Source organism: Collinsella sp. BA40 (assembly GCF_008014645.1).
Lineage (GTDB): Bacteria > Actinomycetota > Coriobacteriia > Coriobacteriales > Coriobacteriaceae > Collinsella.
Genome location: NZ_VOWY01000001.1, coordinates 62,137 through 82,536, shown reverse-complemented (window position 1 = coordinate 82,536; position 20,400 = coordinate 62,137). Strand labels below are relative to the sequence as shown.

The following is a 20,400-nucleotide window of genomic DNA, read 5'->3' as shown; positions in this document are numbered from 1 at the left end:
CAGAAAAGTGCCTGTCCCTAATCTGAGACGGCGGCGCTCCTATCGACCCAAAAGGTCGAGGACGCGGCGCTTGTGCTCGAGAAAGGCAGGTGTGAGCGCAAACTCGGCACGCTCGGCGCGCGGACACGCCACGCGCTCGCTACCCGCGATGCGCGCCGGTTCGCCCTGCTGCGGAGCACCGCGCATCACGTAGATCACATCCGCGAGCTTCACAGCCTCGTCGATGTCGTGCGTCACCAGCAATGCCGTGGTTCCGCACGTCTCGACCACGTCGAGGAACCATGCGTGCATATCGGCCTTGGTGAAGGCATCGAGCGCCGAGAACGGTTCGTCGAGCAACATGAACTCGCTCGAAAACAGGTAGCTGCGCAGCAGCGCGGCGCGCTGGCGCATGCCGCCCGAGAGCTCCGCCGGCCAGCGGTCCGCCGTTCCCTCCAGGCCGAAGAGACCGAGCAGTCCGCGCGCCCGCTCGCGCGCCGCAGCCGTCGGCTCGCCCTTGAGCACGAGCGGCAACGACACGTTGTCGATAATCGTCTTATGGGGAAGAAGCAGGTCCTTCTGCAGCATGTAGGCCAGTTGCCCGGGTTGGCCGGCGATGTCGCGCCCATCGAGCAGCACGCGACCCGCACGCGGCGAGGCGAGGCCCGCCACCACATGGAAGAGCGTCGTCTTGCCGCAACCCGACGGACCGAGCAGGCAGGCGACCTGCCCGGACTCGACGACGAGGTCGATATCCTCCAGCACGTCCACCGGGCCGAAGCCCTGCGAGACGCCGTCTATCACCAGCTTTGCCAACGGTTCCTCCCCCGTCGCGCTCCAATACACGTATCCCGGCGCGGAGCCGCAGCGCATGCGGCTCCGCGCGGCGCTCTCCGGCGCTAGGCGCCGATGAACTCGGTGGTCATGCCGGCGCCGGGCTCGATCGGCGCGGCGAAGCCCTGCTCGGTGACCCAGCCGAAGAAGTCGTCCCAGCGCTGCTGGTCCAGCTGGCCCCACATGGAGGCATCGGCCTGGTACTGCTCGGCGAGGTAGGCCTGCGACGCATGGACGAGCTCGGGCTCGAGCTCAGGGGCGGCCTTCAGCAGGATCTCGGCGGCGGCGTCGGGATCCTTGATGCAGTCCTCGTATCCCGCACGCGTCGCGTCGATGAACGCCTTGACGGTCTCGGGGTCGCTCTCGATCAGGTCGTTGCCGGCGATGATGACCGGCGTGTAGAAGTCGAGGACCGGATCGATGTCGGCGAAGGCGAAGTAGTTGGTGTCGAGGCCCGCCAGGCGGCACTTCTCGCCGGCCCATGCCCAGTAGATCCAGATGCTATCGACCTGGTCGGTGGTGAGCGCGGTGACCTCATCGGTGACCGTGGAGGGGATCATCTTCACGCGGCTGAAGTCGCCGCCGTCCGCCTCGACGCAGCGCTGGATGACGCCCTGCTCGATGGGCAGCTCCCAGGTGGCGTAGGTGTGGTCCATCATGCCGGCGGGGCTCGCGATGCCCTTGTCCTTCATGCTGATGATGCCCGAGGTGTTGTGCTGGATGATCGCGGCGACCGCGGTGACGGGCATCGGCGCGTCACCGGACACATAGGACGCCATGGTGTCCTGGAAGGTCACGCCGAACTGGGCGTCGCCCGCGGCGACGAGCGCGTCGGCGCCGTTCTCGGGCGCCTGCAGGATCTCGACGTCGAGGCCGGCGTCCTTGTAGTAGCCCTTCTCCTGGGCCACGTAGAGACCCGTGTGGTTGGTGTTGGGCGTCCAGTCGAGGGCGAAGGTAATCTTCTTGAGGCCGCTGCCCTTCTGCGCGGAGCCGGACTGATCGGCCGGCTTGCCTGCGCAACCCGTCAGGGCCGCGGCGCCCGCCAAACCGGCGCCGGCGATGCCGGCATGCATGAAGGCGCGACGGCTCAGGGGACGTGCCGTGATAGTCTTGGGATTGCCCTGCATGATTGCTCCTATTCTCCCTGATGACGCTCGATGCGCTCCCAGGGCATAGCGATGCGGCGCACCGCCTCGACGACCCACATGAGCACGAGGCTCAGGGCCGAGATGAGGAAGATGACCGCGAACATCTTGTCAAACGAATACGCTTTGCGTACGCGCGTCATGTACACGCCGAGGCCGGAGAACCCGCCCAGCCATTCGGCGATGACCGCGCCCACGATGGCGTACGCGGCCGAAATCTTGAGGCCGCTGAAAAACTGCGGCAAAGCCGCCGGAATCTTCACGTGGTGCATGATCTGCCACCGCGACGCCCCCATCGAGCGCATAAGATCGATCTCGTCCGGGTCAACCGATTTGAATCCGCCGAGCAGGCCCACCGTAATAGGGAAAAACGTTGCCACCACGATGAGCACGACCTTGGGCAGCATGCCGTAGCCGAACCACAGCACCAACAGCGGCGCGATGGCCACCGTGGGAATCGTCTGCGTAAGCACCACGAGCGGGTAGAAAGCGCGATAGAGCACCTCGAAGCAGTCCATGGCCACGGCGGCAAGCGCGCCGAGCGCGATTCCCGCCGCCAGACCGATACCCGCTTCCGCAAGCGTAGTCAGAGCATGGCCCACCAGCAGCGGCCAATCACCCACGAGCGCGCGCACCACCGCGATTGGACTTGGCAGCAAGTACGGCGGCATGATGCCCGCCGAGCATACGACCTGCCACAGCACAAGAAGCGCGATGATGGCAATCGGAGCCGCGAGGGCGAGCAGCCGGCGGCGAGGCCGTCCACCGTGGCGCAGAGCCGAATCGGTTGCCGGGGACGAGCCGCGCATGCTAGCGCTCGTCCTGGTGATACTTGGAGATCTTCTCCTCGGTGGTGAGCACGCCCGCCTCGGGCGCGAAGAAGATCTTGACGTACGTCGCGACCTCGGGGGCGCCGGCCTGCGTGCAGATGCGGCTCACGCCGGCGACGACCTCCATGCAGGCGTCGTAATCGCCCTGGATGGTAGTCTCGAACGGCCCCACGTACGCATCGGGGAACTTGGCTTGGATATAGGCGATGGCCTCGTCGACGATACGGATGACCTCCTTGGTGCCGTCCACGCCCTGAGGCAGTACCTGGATCGCTACGCTCGCTTCCATGAGCTTCCTTTCCGAGGCCGCACAAAACGGGCCCCTTCTCTCGTAGGGGCCCGCTCAACACGATGAACTCGATTGCAAGCACGGCTGCTCAGTCCCTACGCCGGCATTACCCGGATCAGGTTTCGGGTCGAAACGGTGCGGGCGGCGACGTGGTCGCCAAACAGCCCGCGGGTTTCCTCTCAGCCGGCCTCCGCCAGCTCCCCATTGGTACGCAACCGAGTATAGCACTGACACCCATCAGGCCGACTCGGGTGCCGTGGGCTTTGATTCGCCCGCGGTCTCCAGGCTAGCCAAGCATTACAGCAATATGCATCTTTTATGCATATATTTCATACTATTTACTATAGTTTGCAATGCTATTTTCGAGCGCATTGTTGAATCTTGCCATTATGGTCAAATACCTAATCCGTGTGGCACCGCCGGGCGAGCCGGAAGAGCTGAAGACGCTCATTCGGAGACGGAATGCCCGCGCGGGCCCCTCTTCCGACGCCCCCTCCCCCGTCGTTCAAGGATGTGCCCCCTAGATTTACAACAATTGTCTGTTATCTAAGGAAGCATGCGGCAGCGAACGAGTGCAGATCGCGCAAGCACAGCATGTATCACGGGATGTATGCCACAGAGATTTGCAATTTGACCACTACACGGGATTTAACGCGTGCAACCGCATCGCATCGCAAGCGCCACGTGCGCGAAGGAGCGATTCGCCCTAGCGCAGCCATCCCTTATGGATCGCCATTCCGACACCGATGGCGAGCATCATAAGGATACAAAGAAGGACCAGGTAGTTCATCATAGCCTGCAACATGGGCGCCTCCTTACAGGTGCTGGGGCGTCCGCGCTCGGAGCAAGGAAGAGCAACGGCGCCCCGCTAACCACCTCTATTGTGAGAAGCCCACGTCAAACCTGCGTAAAGGACGCATCAAAACTAAAGCGGGTCCGCCGAAGGCGGACCCGCTTTAGTTTTGCTGAAGCAGCGCGTGCCTCGTGCGCAGCGTCCGGAAATGAAAGAACGAGGTCACCAGGTGCCCCGTAAACCCCTAGTCGATGCGAAGGCCAACTTCCTTGAGCTGTCGCCCGGAGACGGCGCTGGGGGCATCGGACATGAGGTCGGAACCGGAGCTGGTCTTGGGGAACGCCATGACCTCGCGAATGGAATCGGCGCCGGCCAGCAGCATGCACACGCGATCGAGACCGAGCGCGAAACCACCCATGGGCGGCGCACCGAACTCGAGGGCGTCCATGAGGAAACCGAATTGCTCGCGCGCGCCCTCGATGGTGAAACCGAGCATCTCGAGCATGGCGAGCTGCATCTCGGAATTATGGATGCGCATGCCGCCGCCACCGGCCTCGTAGCCGTCCATGACGAAATCATAGGTGCAGGAACCCGCGGCCAGCGGGTCGGCCTTAATAGCCTCGAGGTCGTCGGTGCTGGGCAGGGTGAAGGGCTGGTGCTCGGCCTCGTAGGCGCCGCGCTCCTCGTCCCAATGGAACAGCGGGAAGTTGACGACCCACAGGAAGTCGTGGCCCTCGCGCGGCAGCTCAAGCGCATCGGCCATATGGTTGCGCATGCCACCCAGGATCTCGTCGGCGCCCTTGCGGTCGGCCACGGCGAACATCACGAGGTCGCCGGGCTGGGCGTCCATCTCGGTGCGCAGCGCAGCCATCTCGTCGTCGGTGAAGAACTTGACGATGGGGCTGTTCACGGAACCGTCCTCGCGGAAGGCGATCCAGGCCAGGCCCTTGGCGCCGAAGTCGGCGGCGACGCCCGCCAGCTTATCGATCTGCGCGCGCGGCCAGGTGCCGGCGCCTTTCGCGTTGATAGCCTTGACGTACTGACCCTCGGTGGCGGCGGCGCTGGCGAACAGCTTGAACTTGGACTCGGTGAAGATGCCGGTCACGTCGTGCAGCTCCATGCCGAAGCGCGTGTCGGGCTTGTCGGAGCCGTAGGTATCCATGGCGTCCCAGTAGTCGATGCGGCGCAGCGGCGTGGGCATGTCGACGCCCATCTTGGCGAAAGCGTCGGACAGCACGTCCTCGAGCGTGCTCATGACATCGTCCTGGTCGACGAAGCTCATCTCGATGTCGACCTGGGTGAACTCGGGCTGGCGGTCAGCGCGCAGGTCCTCGTCGCGGAAGCACTTGGCAACCTGGTAGTAGCGCTCGACGCCGCCCACCATAAGGAGCTGCTTGAGCAGCTGCGGGGACTGGGGCAGCGCGTAGAAATGACCGGGCTGGATGCGGCTGGGAACCAGGAAGTCGCGCGCGCCCTCGGGCGTGGACTTGAACAGGGCCGGAGTCTCGACCTCCATGAACAGACGGTCATGCAGCGCCTGGCGGATGGCGAACGTGAAATCGGAGCGCATCTGCAGGTTGGCCATCATCTTGGGACGACGGATGTCGAGGTAGCGATAGCGCAGGCGAATGTCCTCGCCCGCCTCGACGTGGTCCTCGATCTGGAACGGCGGGGTCTTGGAGGTATTGAGCACCTCGATATGGGAGATGAGCACCTCGATCTCGCCGGTGGCGAGCTTGGCGTTGGCCTGCCCTTCGGGGCGCTCGCGCACCACGCCGGTGACCTTGATGGGCCACTCGGAGCGAATCGTCTCGGCGGTATGGAACGCGGTGCCGCCGGAGTGCTCGGGGTCGAAGGAAACCTGCGTCACGCCCTCGCGGTCGCGCAGGTCGACGAAGATCAGCCCGCCGTGGTCGCGGCGGCGCCACACCCAACCGGTGAGCGTGACCTCCTGGCCGATGTGCTCGCGGCGGAGCTCGTTGCAGGTATGCGTGTGCATGGAGCGGATTTCAGTCACGAAAACCTCCTCATCCGTGCCACCCCGTGTCGGTCCGGGCGGCTTGTCGTACAGATGGCCCCGCCTGCGTAGACCGCGCAGCGGGACAGGACCCGGAGCCGATAGGAGCTCGGACGGGCCACGCGCGAACAACAGCACGTCCGAAATCGAAGGCGGTGCTCGCGCGATAGTTCAATAGGATAGCGGAAGGCGGGCGCAAGCGTGAGGAGAAGAACGCGTTGCGTGCGCGCGTAACAGGGATGTGACATTTGCTCGTGACGCTGAAATGACATTGTCCAGGGTGAAAAACGAGCCTCGCGCACGATGATGGGGCTGGTTCGGGCGCGAACATCCAATATAGATGAGATCGTGGCTCCTGATTGGATCCGACCCGGGCGCGAAGCGCGCAACGAAACAACGCCGAGGGCGTCGCGCACATGCATCGCGGACCCTCGGCGTCGCGTACGAACTCAATGTCGCACTTGGAATTACCCCGTATTCTGGAGGCCGGCGGAAACTCCGGTCACGGTCGCCAAGATGAGGCTCATGAATTCGGCCTTGGCCTCCTCGGACAGCTCGTCCTGGTTCATGCGGACCTCGCGCAGCGCGCGAACCTGAGCCAGGGACAGCGCGTCCACGAACGGATTGCGCACGCGGACGGCGCGGCCGAGTACGCGGCGCTTCTCGAGCGGCCAGGCGTTGCCGGTGATGGCCAGCGTCCACGTGCGCGTAAGCTGCATCTCCTCGAACACCTTGGCTGCCAGGTCCTCGCGGTCGCCCAGGGCAAGGTACATCTTGGCGATGCGGCCGTCGGTCTTGGCGATGGACATCTCGATGTTGTCGATGAACGTGCTGAACAGCGGCCACTCGGCATAGGCGCGGCGAAGGAGGTCGAGGTCGCCCAGCGCCTCGCACGCCGAACCCAGGCCGTACCAGGCCGCCAGGTTGATGCGGGCCTGGCTCCAGCTGAAGACCCAGGGGATGGTGCGCAGGTCGTCGAGCGACTTGGCGCCCAAGCCGCGCTTTGCCGGGCGGCTACCGATGGGCAGCAGGCCGACCTCGGTCAGCGGGGTCACGGTGGAGAACCACGGCGTGAACTCGGGCGTGTTCAACAGGTCGAGATAGGTCTGGTGCGACACCTCGTTGAGGCGCGCCGCCATATCGGCGAACTCCTCGGTGGTCTGGGTGTTCACGCGCTCGATCGACGGAGCCGAGTTAAGCAGCGTGGCCGCCGCGACGCTCTCCACGTGGCGCTGGGCCAGCGCCGGGTTGCCGTACCGGGCGAAGATGACCTCGCCCTGCTCGGTCAGCTTGAAGCAGCAATTGACCGAGCCCTTGGGCTGCGCGAGCACCGCGCGGTTGGCCGGGCCGCCACCGCGGCCCACGGCGCCGCCGCGGCCGTGCATGAGCACCAGGTCGATGTTGTTGCGCTCGGCCCACGCGGCGATGCGCGCCTGCGCGGAATGCAGCGCGAGCGTGGCGGTGGTGGGGCCGGCGTCCTTGGAGGAATCTGAGTAGCCGAGCATGACCTCGAGCTTGCGATTGGTCTGCGCCAGGCGCTTCTGCACCGCGGGGATCTGCAGCATGCCGTCGAGCACGTCGACGCAGCCCTCGAGGTCCTCGAGCTGCTCGAACAGCGGGATCACATCGATGGCGGGGACGTCCTCGGCATGCGCGAACGCCAGCTGCGCCAGCTCGTACACGTCGGCGACGTTCTGGGCGCTCTTGGCAAACGAGATGATGTAGCGGCGCGCGGCCTTGAGGCCGTAGCGCTTCTGGATGCTGCCCATCGCGCGGAAGGTGTCGAGCACCTCGCGCGTCATGGGCGCCAGCTCGCCGCGCTCGCCATGGACGCCGTGCTCGCGGATATCGGCCAGGGCGCGCTCGTGCACGACGGAATGCTGGCGGAACTCGGTCTCGACCATATGGAAGCCGAAGGTCTCGGTCTGCCAGATGATGGTCTGGACCGGTCCGTAGGCCGCGCGCACCGCGCCCGCCTCGGCGAGCGAGCGCTGCACCACGCGCAGGTCGGCCAGGAACTCATCGGCCGAGTCGTACATGGTGTCGGCGTTGCGCGCCACCGTGGCGTCCAAGCGCGCGGCCATGACCAGCATCACCGCGCGATGGGGCTCGGATTTAGAGATCATGCTGGCGCGATCGGTGAGGATCTCGCTCATCTCGACCTGGTGGTTCCACAGGTTGAGCAGCTCGTCGGTAGGCTTGGTGTACTTGGCCTCGAGCGTGAGGTTGCGGCCCACGCGGCGGCACTTGTTCGCGAGGGCGCTGATCATGTGCGACGCGAACTTGGCCGCCACCTGTCGGCTCACCTTGGCGGTCACGTTGGGGTTGCCGTCGCGATCGGTGCCGATCCAGCTGCCGGGATGGAAGAACGCCGGGCACACCGGCGGCACCGTGCCCGCGCGGTCGCCCAGGACCCAGTCGTCGAAGCGACGGTACACCATGGGGATGGTGTCGAACAGCGTGTTGTCGAAGATGTCGATGATGGTATCGGCTTCCTCGACGGGCGTGGGCTTCTTCGGCGCGATGGGCGTCGTGCGCACCAGGGCGTCGATCTCCTGCAGCAGATGGCGCTCGTTTTCCATGAGGTCGGAGCCGCCCAGGCGCGAGCGCTCGGCGAGCAGCCGCGCGATACGGCGGATCTTGCCCTCCACGGCCTTGCGGCGCGCCTCGGTGGGGTGCGCGGTGAACACCGGGTGAAACTCGAGGCGGTTGAGCAGCTCGTTGGCGCGGCCCACGCCCACCTCGTCGATGAGCTGGCGATAAGCCACGGTGAGCTCGTTGGCCGGATCGACGGGGGAATCGATGGACACCTCGCTCTCGCGGCGACGCAGCTTCTCGACGCGGTAGTTTTCCTCGGAAAGGTTGGCCAGGTGGAAGAACGTGGTGAACGCGCGGACGATCACCTGCGCGCGGTCGAGCGGCAGCGAGTCGATGAGCTCCACGGCATCGCGGAACGCGTCGGCCGTGGCGCTCTGCGTAGTGGGGACGCCCTCCTCGTTCGTGGGGTCCGCCGCGGCCTCCGCGCCCGGGTCCCCCTCGTTGGCGGCGATGACGCTCGCGAGCAGCCGGTCGAAGATATTGCAGATCTCCTCGTCGTACTCGCGCAGCACGCGGCGCTCCAGGCGCACGAACAGCGCCAGATGGTCGCGCAGCTGCGCGGGGATGTTGAACTCGGAGAGCGCCTGCATCGCGGCGCGGGCCTCATCCCGGTCGATGCGGCTGACCGACTCGACCGCCGCGCCGCCCGACACGGTGGCGACGTCTTCGGTTTGATGCTTGGTTTCCTCTGTCACGGCAGGTCCTTTCGGATAAAAGCGTGAACACGTGTTTCTTTCAGTATACGGCGATGCGGCGCCCTCCAAGCGCCCGATATCCGAGCGCCCTCCACAGAATCGACCGGGCGCGGCCGCGCGCAAGGCCTAGCGGGCGCGCAGCTCGTCGACGACGGAGGCGCGGGGGACGAGGCGCTCCTCGCCCGTGGCCATGTCGCGCACGCGCACGTTGCCCTGTGCGAGCTCGTCGCCGCCCACGACCACCATGGTGGCCGCGTTGAGCTTGTTGGCCAGCTTGAACTGGGCCTTGAGCTTCTTACCCAGATAGTCGGCCTCGGTGCGGATGCCTGCCTCGCGCAGCTCGCGCGCGAGGGCGAACACCTCGCCGCGCAGCTCGTCGCCGGCGTTGGCCACGAAGACGCACGAGGGGTCCGGCGACGCCATCTCGCCGCCGAAGGCCTCGAGCGCCAGCATGGCGCGCTCGAAGCCCACCGCGAAGCCCACGGCCGGCGTGGGCTTGCCGCCCTCGAGCTCGACCAGGCCGTCGTAGCGGCCGCCGCCGCCGATGGAGCCCACGCCCGCACCGGGAGCCTCGACCTCGAAGACCGTGCGCGTATAGTAATCCAGGCCACGCACGAGCGTGGGGTCCTCCACGTAGGCGATGCCGGCGGCATCCAGGTAGCGCTTAACCTGCTCGTAGTGCTCGCGGCACTCGTCGCACAGGCTCTCGCGCATCAGCGGCGCGTCCTGCATGATGGCGTGGCAGTGCTCGTTCTTGCAGTCGAAGGCGCGCAACGGGTTGAGCTCGGCGCGCTCCAGGCACTCGGGGCACATCTCGTCGGCGTGGTCGAGGATGAAGGCCCGCACCGAATCGCGATAGGCGGGGCGGCACGCCGGGTCGCCCATCGAGTTGATAAGCAGGCGCAGCTGCGACAGGTCGAAGCCCAGGCGCTTATAGAACTCCATGAGCATGATGATGCACTCGGCGTCGGCGGCGGGGTCGGACGCGTCGAGCCACTCGATGCCCACCTGGTGGAACTGGCGCAGGCGCCCCTTCTGCGGGCGCTCGCCGCGGAACATCGCCTCGGCGTACCAGCCCTTGAACGGGGCGGATCCCTGGGCCACCAAGCCGTTCTCCACGGCGGCGCGCACCACGCCGGCCGTGCCCTCGGGACGCAGGGCCAGACGCTGCTTGGCCTTGAGCTTGGCGTCGGTGCCCTCCTCGAGCACGCGAGCGAAGTTGGCGCCGGAGAACACGCGGAACATCTCCTTGCGCACCACGTCGGTGGACTGGCCGATACCATGGACGAAGACATCGACCTGCTCGATGGCCGGGGTCTCGATCGCATCGAAACCGTACGGGCCAAATACCTCGGAGGCCACCTCCTGCATCCGCTGCCACGCGCGCATCTCGCGACCGATCAGGTCCTTGGTGCCCTCAGCCCTCTGTGCCTGCATGCATACTTCCTTCCATCATAATTCGCCCGGGGGCGCATTCGTAACTCTCCTATTATATGGGTGGGCCGCAAACCACGCAGCCGCCCGCTGCATCATACCCGCGAATACCACACGAGCGGGCACGCTATATCCATCCGGCGCGCGTCGAGGGCGCGCCGGCCATCCAAGGGAGACGCCATGCACCAGTTCCGCAACGACTACTCAGAGGGCGCCGCGCCCGAGATGCTCGACGCCCTGCTGCGCACCAACGCCGAGCAGACCCCCGGCTACGGCACCGATCGCCACTGCGCGCAGGCCACCGATACGATTCGCGCCGCGTGCGGGCAACCCGAAGCGCTCGTGCGCTTCATCCCCGGCGGCACCGCGGCGAACGCCATCGCCATCAGCGCGCTCACCGAGGAATTCGAAGGGCCCATCCTCGCCGCCGACGCGCATCCCACCGCGCACGAGACGGGTGCCATCGAGGCATGTGGCCGCCGCATCCTGGCGACCGCCGACGCGAACGGCGTGCTCACGCCCGAGGAGTGCGAGCGCATCTACGTTCAGACGACGGCTGGCGGCTGCCACGCCACGCGCCCGGCGATGATCTACTTCTCCAACACCTCGGAACTGGGGCACGTGTACACGCGCGCCGAGTTCGACCGCCTGTGCGACTGGGCGGAGAGCCACGGCCTCGCCGTCTACGTGGACGGCGCGCGCATGGCCAGCGCGTTGGCGGCGTCCGACGGCGACCTCGAGCTCCGGCACATCGCCGCGCGCGCCGACGCCTTCACGCTCGGCGGCACCAAGGCGGGCATGCTGTTCGGCGAGGCGCTCGTCGTGAACCCGCGCACCGAGCGCACGCGCCGCGCATGCGACCGCATCCCCTACCTCATCAAGCGAGCGGGGCACATGACCGCCAAGGGCCGCCTCATGGGCGTCCAGTTCCAGGCGGCGTTCACCCCCGGAGCCGACGGCTCCCTTCCCTACCTGCGCCATGCGGCCCATGCCAACGCCTGCGCCGTGGCGCTTGCCCGCGGACTGGAGGACGCCGGCCTCGAGCCCTACATCCGCACCATGGGTAACCAGCAGTTCTTCTGGTGCACCCGCCCGCAGGCGGAACAGCTCGAAGCCGACCTGGGCGCCGAGGTCACCTATGTGAACGGGCGCCCCGTCGCACGCTTCGTGACGAGCTGGGCCACGCCGATGGAAGCGGTCGACGAGGCCGTCGCGTTCGCGCGCACGCTGCTATAGCGCTTAAAGGCGCCCACGGGGGTGCCAGCTAAAAGCACCGCACGCAGACGCCCGGCGGCGCCCCCCCGATGGACATCGAGGCGCCCCTCGCCGCCGCGGCACCACGCCGGCCGGCATCCACCAACCCCTCGCACCACCTCGCCCGCGCCCGCGCCCTCCCCCGGCGCGCCCGCGGGCGCTTTCCCCCACTTCACTACCGCTTGCATCGGTATTTCATCCGTACACGGGTTGCCCGGTCGGAGCCCTCCTTTCCACTCGTCGCCGCATGGTAGGTTGTATCGCTATGTGTACGATCGGCGCACGCTGACCATATCGCGCGCGCCGCACCTGCCAACGTCGCTTCGCCTGCGCGAGCGAGAAAGGACGGCTTCATGAAGCTACGAAGTCAGGAAGCGGATATACCGTCGCGCGGCCTGCGTCGCGCGGCCTGCGTCGGTGCGGGCCTGGCGCTCGCGCTGGCGCTCGGCGCGAGCGCCAGGCCCGCCCTCGCCGCCACCGCCGCCCCCGAGGGCGCCACCGGCATCTGGACCTTCGAAGGAGACCAGCCGCTGAAGGGCGCCGGCAGCAAGAACTTCAGCATCGAAAAGGTGGCCGATCCGAACGGCACCGTGAAGGTCGAGGACAGCGGGCTGGCCTCCCTGGGCAAGAGTCTGTCGTTCACCGACAAGAACGACGCGCACGACGTGCGCGTGCGCGGGGCGCTGGAGCAGCAGAAGGACTTCACCGTCTCGTTCTGGATCCGCGATGCCGATAGCAGCCAGCCCGCGGCGGGCAAGCGCACCGTCCTGCTGCATTCCGCCGGCCAGCCCACCTCCGTCCTCACCGAATGGAAGGACGGCACCTTCTCCTCCTCCATCGACAAGGCCGACAGCAATATCACGCTGGGTAAAAACCCCTCGCGCGCCGCATGGCAGCACGTCACCGTGGTCAAGCAGGTCACGAATAACGGCGCCGCCAAGAGCATCAAGCTCTACCTCAACGGCAAGGAGCTGGGCTCCGGCAGCTGGTCGCAGTCCCTGCCCGCCGGCGCCGTGGGCCTCGTGCTGGGCTCCTGGGGCTCCGATGCCGCGCAGCCGAATAACACCGAGCGCTTCGAGGGCAAGCTCGACGAGCTGCGCCTGTACAACAAGGCGCTCTCCGCCGACGAGGCCAAGCGGCTCTACGATTCCTACGGCGCGGTCAAAGCCGAGCTCGAGGTGGCGAGCACCAAGGCCGAGCTCCAGCGCCTGGTGGCCAGCGCGAAAGAGCTCCTTAGGAACGGCGACGACTCCGCCGAGTACGCCGCGCTGGACGCTGCCGTGAAGAAGGCCGAGACGGCCCTGGAGAACGCCGGCGCCGGCGCCATCAAGCAGGCGAAAGAGGAGCTGGCCCAGGCCATCGGCGCCGTCTACGCCCTCGGCGTGCAGGTGAGCGTCGACACGAGCCACGTCACGCGCACGGTGGATGACGCCGTCTTCGGCATCAACCACCGCTACGCCTTCAACGGCTACGGCACCTTCGACTCCCAGGCCATGAAGGTCAAAGACGAGTTCGCGAAGCTCTACGACGAGGCGGGCTTCGGTTCCATCCGCTATCCGGGCGGCACCATCTCCAACCTCTTCAACTGGAAGGAGACGCTCGGCAAGAAGGAGGAGCGCACCAACCAGATCCACGGCTTCTATAACAACAGCGGCCAGGGCGGCATCGCGCCCAACTTCGGCATCTCCGAGATCGGAACCTTCGCGCAGGAGCACGGTTCCGAGATCGTCTACGTGTACGCGCTGGGTCGAGGCGATGCAAACGACGCCGCCGACCTCATCGAGTTCCTCAACGCCGCAGCGGGCACCAATCCCAACGGCGGCACCGCCTGGGCCGACGTCCGCCGCGACCTCGGCCACCCCGAGCCGTTCAACGTGCGCTACTTCGAGATCGGCAACGAGATGAACCAGGGCGGCGCCGACGGCAACTCGTCGCAGCAGTACTGGACCGCAAGCGTTCCCGGCGGACCCGAGAAAGCCTATATCGACGGCGGCACCGCCTCGTTCACCAACCAGTACGCCGTCGTGCGCGGCAACTGGAACGAAACCGCCTCAAAATCGACCGGCAAAGCCAACCAGGAGTTCGGCATGCGCTATGCGCGCGTCGAGCGCGATAAGAAGGCGTCCGACTACGCCGATTTCACCGCGGTGAACGTCGGCTCCGTCAAGGTGAAGGTGGCGGGCGAGGAGTGGCGCCGCGTCGACGACCTCAAGGCCGCCGGCGCCGCCGACAAGGTCTACCAGCTCGACGCCAAGACCGGCTACTTCACCTTCGGCGACGGCGCCCACGGCATGATTCCCGCCAAGGACGCCAAGATCACCGTCGACTACTCCGTGAACCGCGACGGCTTCGTGGCCGTCTCGCGCAAGATGCGCGAGACCATGGCGCAGATCAACGCCGATCGCACGCGCGCAGGCCAGCCCGCGGGCGAGATCCACATCTACTCGAGCTACGAGACCGAGGGCTTCGTCAACAAGATGCACGAAGGCGGCCACGATGCGCTGTACGACGGCCTCACCATCCATCCCTACTCGGGCGACCCCGGCAACAACGGCAATAACGAGGCCTTCTACCTGCAGGCCATGAAACTCGGCGACAACAAGCGCGAGCACGTGGCAGGCTACGTCAAGCTCATGCAGAAGTACGATCCCAACAAGGTCCCCGTCATCAGCGAGTACGGCATCTTCCGCTCGCAAAACCTGCTCCTGCGCTCCCAGACGCACGCGCTCTACATCGCGCGCGCCATCATGGACTACGTGGAGCTGGGCAGCCCCTATATCCAGAAGCACTGCCTCGTCGACTGGTACTCCGATGGCGCCGACTCGCTCGGCCCCACCCAGCAGGCCGTGATCCAGGCCGTTCCCGTGAAGGGCAGCGGCGACACCAAGACCGGCGAGGGCGCCTTCACCTTCTTCAAGACGCCCAGTGCAAGCGTCTTCACCATGCTGAACGGCGGTTTCGGCACGAACATCGTGACCGCCCGGACAGCCGCCATGCCGGTGCTCTCCAACGGCGTGAAGCAGTACGACGTGATGGCGTCTACCGACACCGCGGGCAACATCTACGTCGCCATCGTCAACCTTGGCCTCGCCGAGGCGGGCGCCATGAAGCTGAGCATCCCCGGCGTCGACCTCACCGGCCGCGCCCTCGAGATCCGCTCGCTCGCCGGCGACGACTTCACAGCTGCCAACACGCCCGAGCGACCCGACGCCGTGCGGATCGATACGAGCACGATGACCGCCGAGCAGGCCGCGCCCCGCATCGAGCTTGCGCCGCACTCCTTCACCATCGTGAAGGTACCCGCCCAACAGCAGCCGGAGCCGCAGCCCATCGAGCGCACGGTGACGTTCGACCCCGGCTACGAGGGTGCAACCGCCATGCAGGTGAAGGTCGTCGACGGTCAGAAGGTGGCCGAGCCCGCGACGCCTGCACGCGAGGGCTATGAGTTCCTCGGCTGGCTCAACGGCACCGAGCGCTACGACTTCGACGCGCCCGTCACCGGCGACCTCGTGCTCACCGCCTCCTGGAAGAAGATAACGGCGCCCGTGGCGAAGCACACCGTCACGTTCATGAACGGCGACGCCGTGTTTGCCACGGCCGAGGTGGAGAGCGGCTCGACCGTCTCCAAGCCGCAGGACGACCCCGTCCGCGCGGGCTACACCTTCGAGGGTTGGACGCTCGACGGCAAGCCGTTCGACTTCGGCACCGCGGTGACGGACGACCTCACGCTCGTCGCCGACTTCAAGAAAGACGTCGCGCCGGAGCCCGAACCCGAGCCGCAGCCCCAGCCGCAGCCGCAGCCCAAGCCCGATCCGCAACCCCAGCCGCAGCCCGAACCCGAGCCGCAGCAGCCCGCACGCCCCGGCGGCCTTCCCACCACCGGCGATATGGCCGCCTTCGCGGGAATCGCGGCGGCCGCCGGTTCCGCCGCGGTCTACGCCGGCCGCAAGCTGAAGAAGCGTCGCTAGCCGCACGCGCGCCTCACGACGCGCGAGCCGCTTCGGTCGCGCGGACGCGCGCATGAGAAATAGCCCCGCTCCTCCCTCCTGGAGGAACGGGGCTATTCAGTCTCTTTCAACATCGAGCGCGCAGGCGCTTCCGATACCGCCTTACAGCAGGTAGCTCTCGCAGCGCTTGGCGCATTTGAGCGCAAAGGCCTTGCGCGCCACCGCCAGCTTCAAGCCGCCGCCGATCTCGCGGGCGCCGCGATGGCAGGCAGCGACGCAGCGCATGCACGAGATGCAGCGCTCCTCATCGGTGTCCTCGGGATGCTCGGGATCGATCGCGCCCACGGGGCACAGCGCCACGCACGCGCCGCACTGGACGCAGCGATCGGCCTGGCAGACCGGATGGAGCGGCACGCCGTCGTACGCACGGTACGGCCGCGCTCCCGGAACCTGCGCCAAGCGCGCGTCCTCGACGCACGGCGCGTCCTCGAGCGCGGAGCGCACGCGCTGGGCGAGCTGCTCGACCGCCGCCAGGTCCTGGGCGTCGGGACGCCCCTCTGCCACGTTGGTCATAAGAGAATGATGGGCCACCACGGCGGCACCGCCCACGGGCACGATCCCCTGCGCGTCGAGCGCATCGGCGAGCTCGATAAACGTATCGTCGACCGCGCGGTTGCCGTAGGTGACCAGCATGACCGCGGGAACGGGCTCGCTCGCGCGCCCCATCGAAGCCAAGCGCTCCAGGAAGGGAGCGGGCACGCGGCCGCCATAGGACGGAACCGCGCACACCAGCAGATCGCCGGGGCGGGCGGCGCGGAGCTCACATGAACGCGGCGTCGCGTCGACCAGCTCGAACGGCGCCTCGATGGCCCTGCAGAAAGCCAGCGCCACGGTCTTCGTCGTACCAGCGCCCGTAAAATACAGCGCGCGCACCGAATCGATCTTCATACCATCACGTCTTTTCAATCGAACACAAGAAGCCGCGCAGGCGCTTTATGCGCGCTTGCGCTCCGGCAGCCACTTGGCCAGGAAGCTGAAGTGGGTCTCGGACAAAACGATAGACAAGAAGATGAGCGCGAAGCCCAAGATAAGCTTGCCGGTAAGCACCTCGCCCGCCACGAGCACCGAGAACAGCACGCCGAAGGGGCTTTCGAGCGACAGCAGCAGCGAGCCCGTCGCCGGCGGCACGTGGGACAGCGCCTGGTTCTGCAAAAGCAGGCCCACCGTGGTGCACATGACCGCGAGGAAGGCCAGCTGCCCGATGGTGCCGGGCGTCCACATGGCGGCCGGAACGACAGGCTCGAAGAACGTGGTGGTGATCAACGAGAACGTTCCCACGAACAGGAACATCCAAAACGTCAGGACGCTCACGTCGCGGGTGCGCCCCACATGGCCCACGACCGCCATATCCAGCGCGAAGAAGCCGGCTCCCACCAGGGTGAGCAGGTCGCCGCGACCGATGGAGAAGTCGTCGAGCGCCACGAAGCCCACGCCCACCAGGCACAGCACCGCTGCGGAGATGTGCCACTTGGTGATGCGCTCGCGGAACAGGATGAACGCGATGAACGGCACGAGGATGCAGTACGTGCCGGTGAGGAAGGCGTTTTTACCCGGCGTGGTATCCACCAGGCCGAGCGTCTGCGTTCCGTACGCCGACCAGATGACGCAGCCCATCAGCAAGCCGATTCCCAGGTATTCCAGATTGAAGTGCGCGCGAATACGCTTATGGAAGATGGCGAACATGATGGCCGCCGACGGCAGGAAGCGGCAGGCCAGCAGCATGTAGGTGGGAATGGTGTCGAGCACCGTCTTCATGGTGAGGAACGAATAGCCCCAGATGAGGGCCATGGCCACCAGCATGAGCTTCCAGAACAGCGGCGAGCGCGCACCCGCGCCGCGCAGCGCGCCCGGCGCGCGGTCCTCGGGCGGCACCGGCACGCTGTCGCGCGTCTCGTCTACCAGCGACGTCCACTCCGCTTCGACGTCATGGGCATTCGCGGTCTTGCTGCCACGTGCTTCGGTTTCGATCATCTCTTTCAATGAACTCCACGCCTCGCTTTCCCCTTCGTAGCGCACCCCCGACCGGCATGCGCAGGCATACTTCCATGTTCCACCCGGATGGGCCTTCTTCAGCGCGCGCACCTCTTCGACCGTGCGCGGCTCGCGCGCCGCCTCGCGCGCATCGGGTCGACCGTCTTCCATAGGCTTCTCCCCTGCGCCTCGCGGTCCCGCCGGGCACCGGAGCGCAAGCGCGCGCAGGCGTCCGGCAGATCCGTGCGAACCTTGGTGTTAGCACGAAGAATGTACCACGCTGAGCTGGGGTTTCTCAATCCATTTGAATAAAGCATCCGCCGTTCGGCGAACGCCTCCCTCGAGTGCCGACGCTCGCTGCACGCGGTCCCGCGGGTTAAAAAACCCTCCCGCCCCAACGGGGGCAGGAGGGAAAAGGGGGACTATGCAGTCGACCGCGCAGACGCGCTTCGAGCGATTAGGCGCGGCCCACGGAACCGAGGTTCTCCATGCGGATCTTGACGATCTTGGTGATCTCGGCCATGCCGGCCTGACCCGGGTTCTTGGGATCGAAGTTGTTGGGGTTCTCAGCCATGTAGGCCATGTAGCCCTTGGTGTAGGCCTGACGCAGCTCGGTGGCGTAGTTCACCTTGCAGATGCCGTTCTTGACGGCCTCGGCGACCTGCTCGTCCGGCACACCGGAGGTGCCATGCAGGACCAGCGGCACGTCGACGGCGGCGCGGATGGCCTTCACGACGTCCTGGTCGATGTGGGGCTCCTCGGTGTACACGCCGTGAGCGGTGCCCACGCCGATGGCGAGGGAGGTGCAGCCGGTGCGCTCGACGAACTCCTTGGCCTCGACCGGATCGGTGTAGGGGGACTCGCCCTCGACCTCGACGTCGTCCTCCTTGCCGCCGACCTTGCCGAGCTCGGCCTCGACGGGCACGCCCATGCAGGCGCCGGCGTCGGCCACGGACTTGGTGAGGGCGATGTTGTCCTCGAAGGACTCGTGGGAGCCGTCGATCATGACGGAGGTGTAACCGGTGCGCAGGGCCTTCATGCAGCGATCGTAGCCGTCGCCGTGATCGAGGTGCAGGGCCACGGGCACGGAAGCGCGCTCGGCGGCAGCCTTGACCATGCCGTAGAAGTAATCGAGGCCGGTCTTCTTGATGGTGCCGGAAGTGGTCTGCATGATGACGGGGGACTTGGTCTCCTCGGCGGCAGCCAGGACGGCCATGACGAACTCGAGGTTCTCGACGTTGAAGGCGCCGACGGCGTAGTGGTTCTTCTGCGCGTCGAGCAGCATCTCCTTGGTGGTTACGAGCATGAGCTATCGCTCCCTCCTGCGCGCTTCATGTGGGTTATCGCGCGCCATAGTGCCGAACCCTGCTGTTCGGCGTTCCATGCCCGTATTGTACGAAAAACCCGTTTTACGTGCGCCGATGACCCTGCCAAACGCAATGGTTTCGCCGTCGGCGGTAGCGAAGAAAAAGAAAGTGGAGCCGCGCGGTTTTCGAACTCCGTCACGCGTCCAGCTTTGCAATTCGTTTTCTTTTTTCAAATTGCAAGTAAAAAGAAACTTGTTTTCTTTCCTAAAAAGAAAGAAATGAAAATGCCTTCTCCATAGTTCCGCTACAATTGGGCGCGTCGGGATGTCTTGCGTAGACGTATCCCAAGAACCGCCCCTCCCGTTCGGAGCCGTCCCCCCCCCCCCCTTCCGGCCATTGCGGCTCCCTGCTCCCGCGGCATCTGATCTCGAAAGGAAAGCCCATGGCCACCTCCGCACATGGTCGCGCGTTTGCCGAAGAGCGCCGCAGCGCCATCATGTCCATGCTCGATCGAAGCACTTCGGTCCAGGTCACCGAGCTCGCTGAAACCTTCGGCGTATCCGTGGTCACCATCCGCGGCGACCTCGACGCCCTTGAAGCCGACGGAAAGCTTCGACGAACCCATGGCGGCGCCGTCTCGCTCCACAAGGCGCTGAAGGTCTCCGTCCAAGACAAGCGGATCAACCTCAACGCCGATGCGAAGCAAGCCATCGCACACCGCGCCGTCGAGCTCGTCCACGATGGCGACACCATCATCGTCGATTCCGGCACGACCACCCTGGAATTCGTCCGTATGCTCGATTCTCGCACCGATATCACAGTCATTACCGCCGACATCACCATCGCCGACTACATCGACCAGAATCTTCCGAACGTCGACGTGATCGTACTCGGCGGCGCGCTGCGCAAGGGCCATCGCTACCTCAGCGGCCTGCTCGCCTTGAGGTCCCTCGAGATACTCCATGCCGATCTCGCCGTCGTATGTCCGGGCGGCTTCGTTCCTAACCGGGGATTCATGACCGATTACCCGCAAATGGCCCAGCTCAAACAGGCAATCATCGGCGCCGCCGCGCGCACGGTCGTGCTTATGGACTCCAGCAAGGCAAACTCGGACTGCATGATCTGCTTCGCCGCCGCCTCGGATGCCGACGCCATCATCATGGACGCGGACCCCCATGGGTTCGTCTCCCATGCGCTCCAGAACCTGCCCGAGGGTTCCCCAGTCCCCGAGTTGCGGCTTGCCTGAG

The 20,400-nt window shown here is 66.1% G+C and carries 14 protein-coding genes and 1 riboswitch; of the genes, 4 read left to right on the top strand and 10 right to left on the bottom strand.

Annotation, left to right across the window (positions count from 1 at the left end):
- Positions 1-39 precede the first annotated feature (39 nt).
- The 7 genes from E4J93_RS00345 to hisS form a co-directional block, all read right to left on the bottom strand.
- Positions 40-795 carry an ABC transporter ATP-binding protein gene (locus tag E4J93_RS00345; RefSeq protein WP_147587501.1) on the bottom strand — a complete coding sequence of 252 codons (756 nt, stop codon included), beginning with the start codon at positions 793-795 and terminating at the stop codon, positions 40-42.
- A gap of 83 nt (positions 796-878) precedes the next feature.
- Positions 879-1,940, bottom strand: coding sequence for an ABC transporter substrate-binding protein (locus tag E4J93_RS00340; protein WP_147587500.1), 1,062 nt, complete (start codon positions 1,938-1,940; stop codon positions 879-881).
- 8 nt (positions 1,941-1,948) lie between these two features.
- On the bottom strand, positions 1,949-2,767 hold the full coding sequence (locus tag E4J93_RS00335; protein ID WP_255431836.1) for an ABC transporter permease: 819 nt from the start codon (positions 2,765-2,767) through the stop codon (positions 1,949-1,951).
- A gap of 1 nt (position 2,768) precedes the next feature.
- Entirely contained in the window at positions 2,769-3,077 is a 309-nt protein-coding gene (locus E4J93_RS00330; RefSeq protein WP_147587499.1) for a thiamine-binding protein, read from the bottom strand.
- A 75-nt stretch (positions 3,078-3,152) separates the two neighbouring features.
- A riboswitch (TPP riboswitch) is annotated at positions 3,153-3,291 on the bottom strand.
- A gap of 823 nt (positions 3,292-4,114) precedes the next feature.
- Complete coding sequence (gene aspS, locus E4J93_RS00325; protein ID WP_147587649.1) at positions 4,115-5,869, bottom strand: aspartate--tRNA ligase; 1,755 nt, start codon at positions 5,867-5,869, stop codon at positions 4,115-4,117.
- A 485-nt stretch (positions 5,870-6,354) separates the two neighbouring features.
- Entirely contained in the window at positions 6,355-9,180 is a 2,826-nt protein-coding gene (locus E4J93_RS00320) for a phosphoenolpyruvate carboxylase (protein WP_370511753.1), read from the bottom strand.
- A 126-nt stretch (positions 9,181-9,306) separates the two neighbouring features.
- Positions 9,307-10,617, bottom strand: coding sequence for a histidine--tRNA ligase (gene hisS / locus E4J93_RS00315; RefSeq protein ID WP_147587498.1), 1,311 nt, complete (start codon positions 10,615-10,617; stop codon positions 9,307-9,309).
- A gap of 177 nt (positions 10,618-10,794) precedes the next feature.
- Here hisS and E4J93_RS00310 point away from each other — a divergent pair, with 177 nt between their 5' ends.
- Both E4J93_RS00310 and E4J93_RS00305 read left to right on the top strand, forming a co-directional pair.
- Positions 10,795-11,850 (top strand): low specificity L-threonine aldolase, encoded by a 1,056-nt coding sequence (locus E4J93_RS00310; protein ID WP_147587497.1) that lies wholly within the window; start codon positions 10,795-10,797, stop codon positions 11,848-11,850.
- Positions 11,851-12,221: 371 nt separating this feature from the next.
- Entirely contained in the window at positions 12,222-15,836 is a 3,615-nt protein-coding gene (locus E4J93_RS00305; RefSeq protein WP_147587496.1) for an InlB B-repeat-containing protein, read from the top strand.
- A 141-nt stretch (positions 15,837-15,977) separates the two neighbouring features.
- On the opposite strand, the gene E4J93_RS00300 is transcribed toward E4J93_RS00305, so the two are convergent.
- The 3 genes from E4J93_RS00300 to E4J93_RS00290 all read right to left on the bottom strand — a co-directional run bounded on the left by E4J93_RS00300 (position 15,978) and on the right by E4J93_RS00290 (position 19,152).
- A complete protein-coding gene (locus E4J93_RS00300; RefSeq protein ID WP_147587495.1) occupies positions 15,978-16,763 on the bottom strand; it encodes a 4Fe-4S dicluster domain-containing protein in 786 nt (261 codons plus the stop codon).
- A 45-nt stretch (positions 16,764-16,808) separates the two neighbouring features.
- The gene (locus E4J93_RS00295) at positions 16,809-18,017 is read right to left on the bottom strand and encodes a DMT family transporter (RefSeq protein WP_187231536.1); all 1,209 of its coding nucleotides are present in this window, start codon (positions 18,015-18,017) and stop codon (positions 16,809-16,811) included.
- A 286-nt stretch (positions 18,018-18,303) separates the two neighbouring features.
- A complete protein-coding gene (locus tag E4J93_RS00290; protein ID WP_147587494.1) occupies positions 18,304-19,152 on the bottom strand; it encodes a class II fructose-bisphosphate aldolase in 849 nt (282 codons plus the stop codon).
- Positions 19,153-19,179: 27 nt separating this feature from the next.
- Between E4J93_RS00290 and E4J93_RS00285 the strand changes: the two genes are divergently transcribed.
- Both E4J93_RS00285 and E4J93_RS00280 read left to right on the top strand, forming a co-directional pair.
- Positions 19,180-19,452 carry a hypothetical protein gene (locus E4J93_RS00285; protein ID WP_147587493.1) on the top strand — a complete coding sequence of 91 codons (273 nt, stop codon included), beginning with the start codon at positions 19,180-19,182 and terminating at the stop codon, positions 19,450-19,452.
- A 143-nt stretch (positions 19,453-19,595) separates the two neighbouring features.
- Positions 19,596-20,399: a DeoR/GlpR family DNA-binding transcription regulator gene (locus E4J93_RS00280; protein WP_147587492.1), complete on the top strand. Its 804-nt coding sequence runs from the start codon at positions 19,596-19,598 to the stop codon at positions 20,397-20,399.
- Position 20,400: the final 1 nt, after the last annotated feature.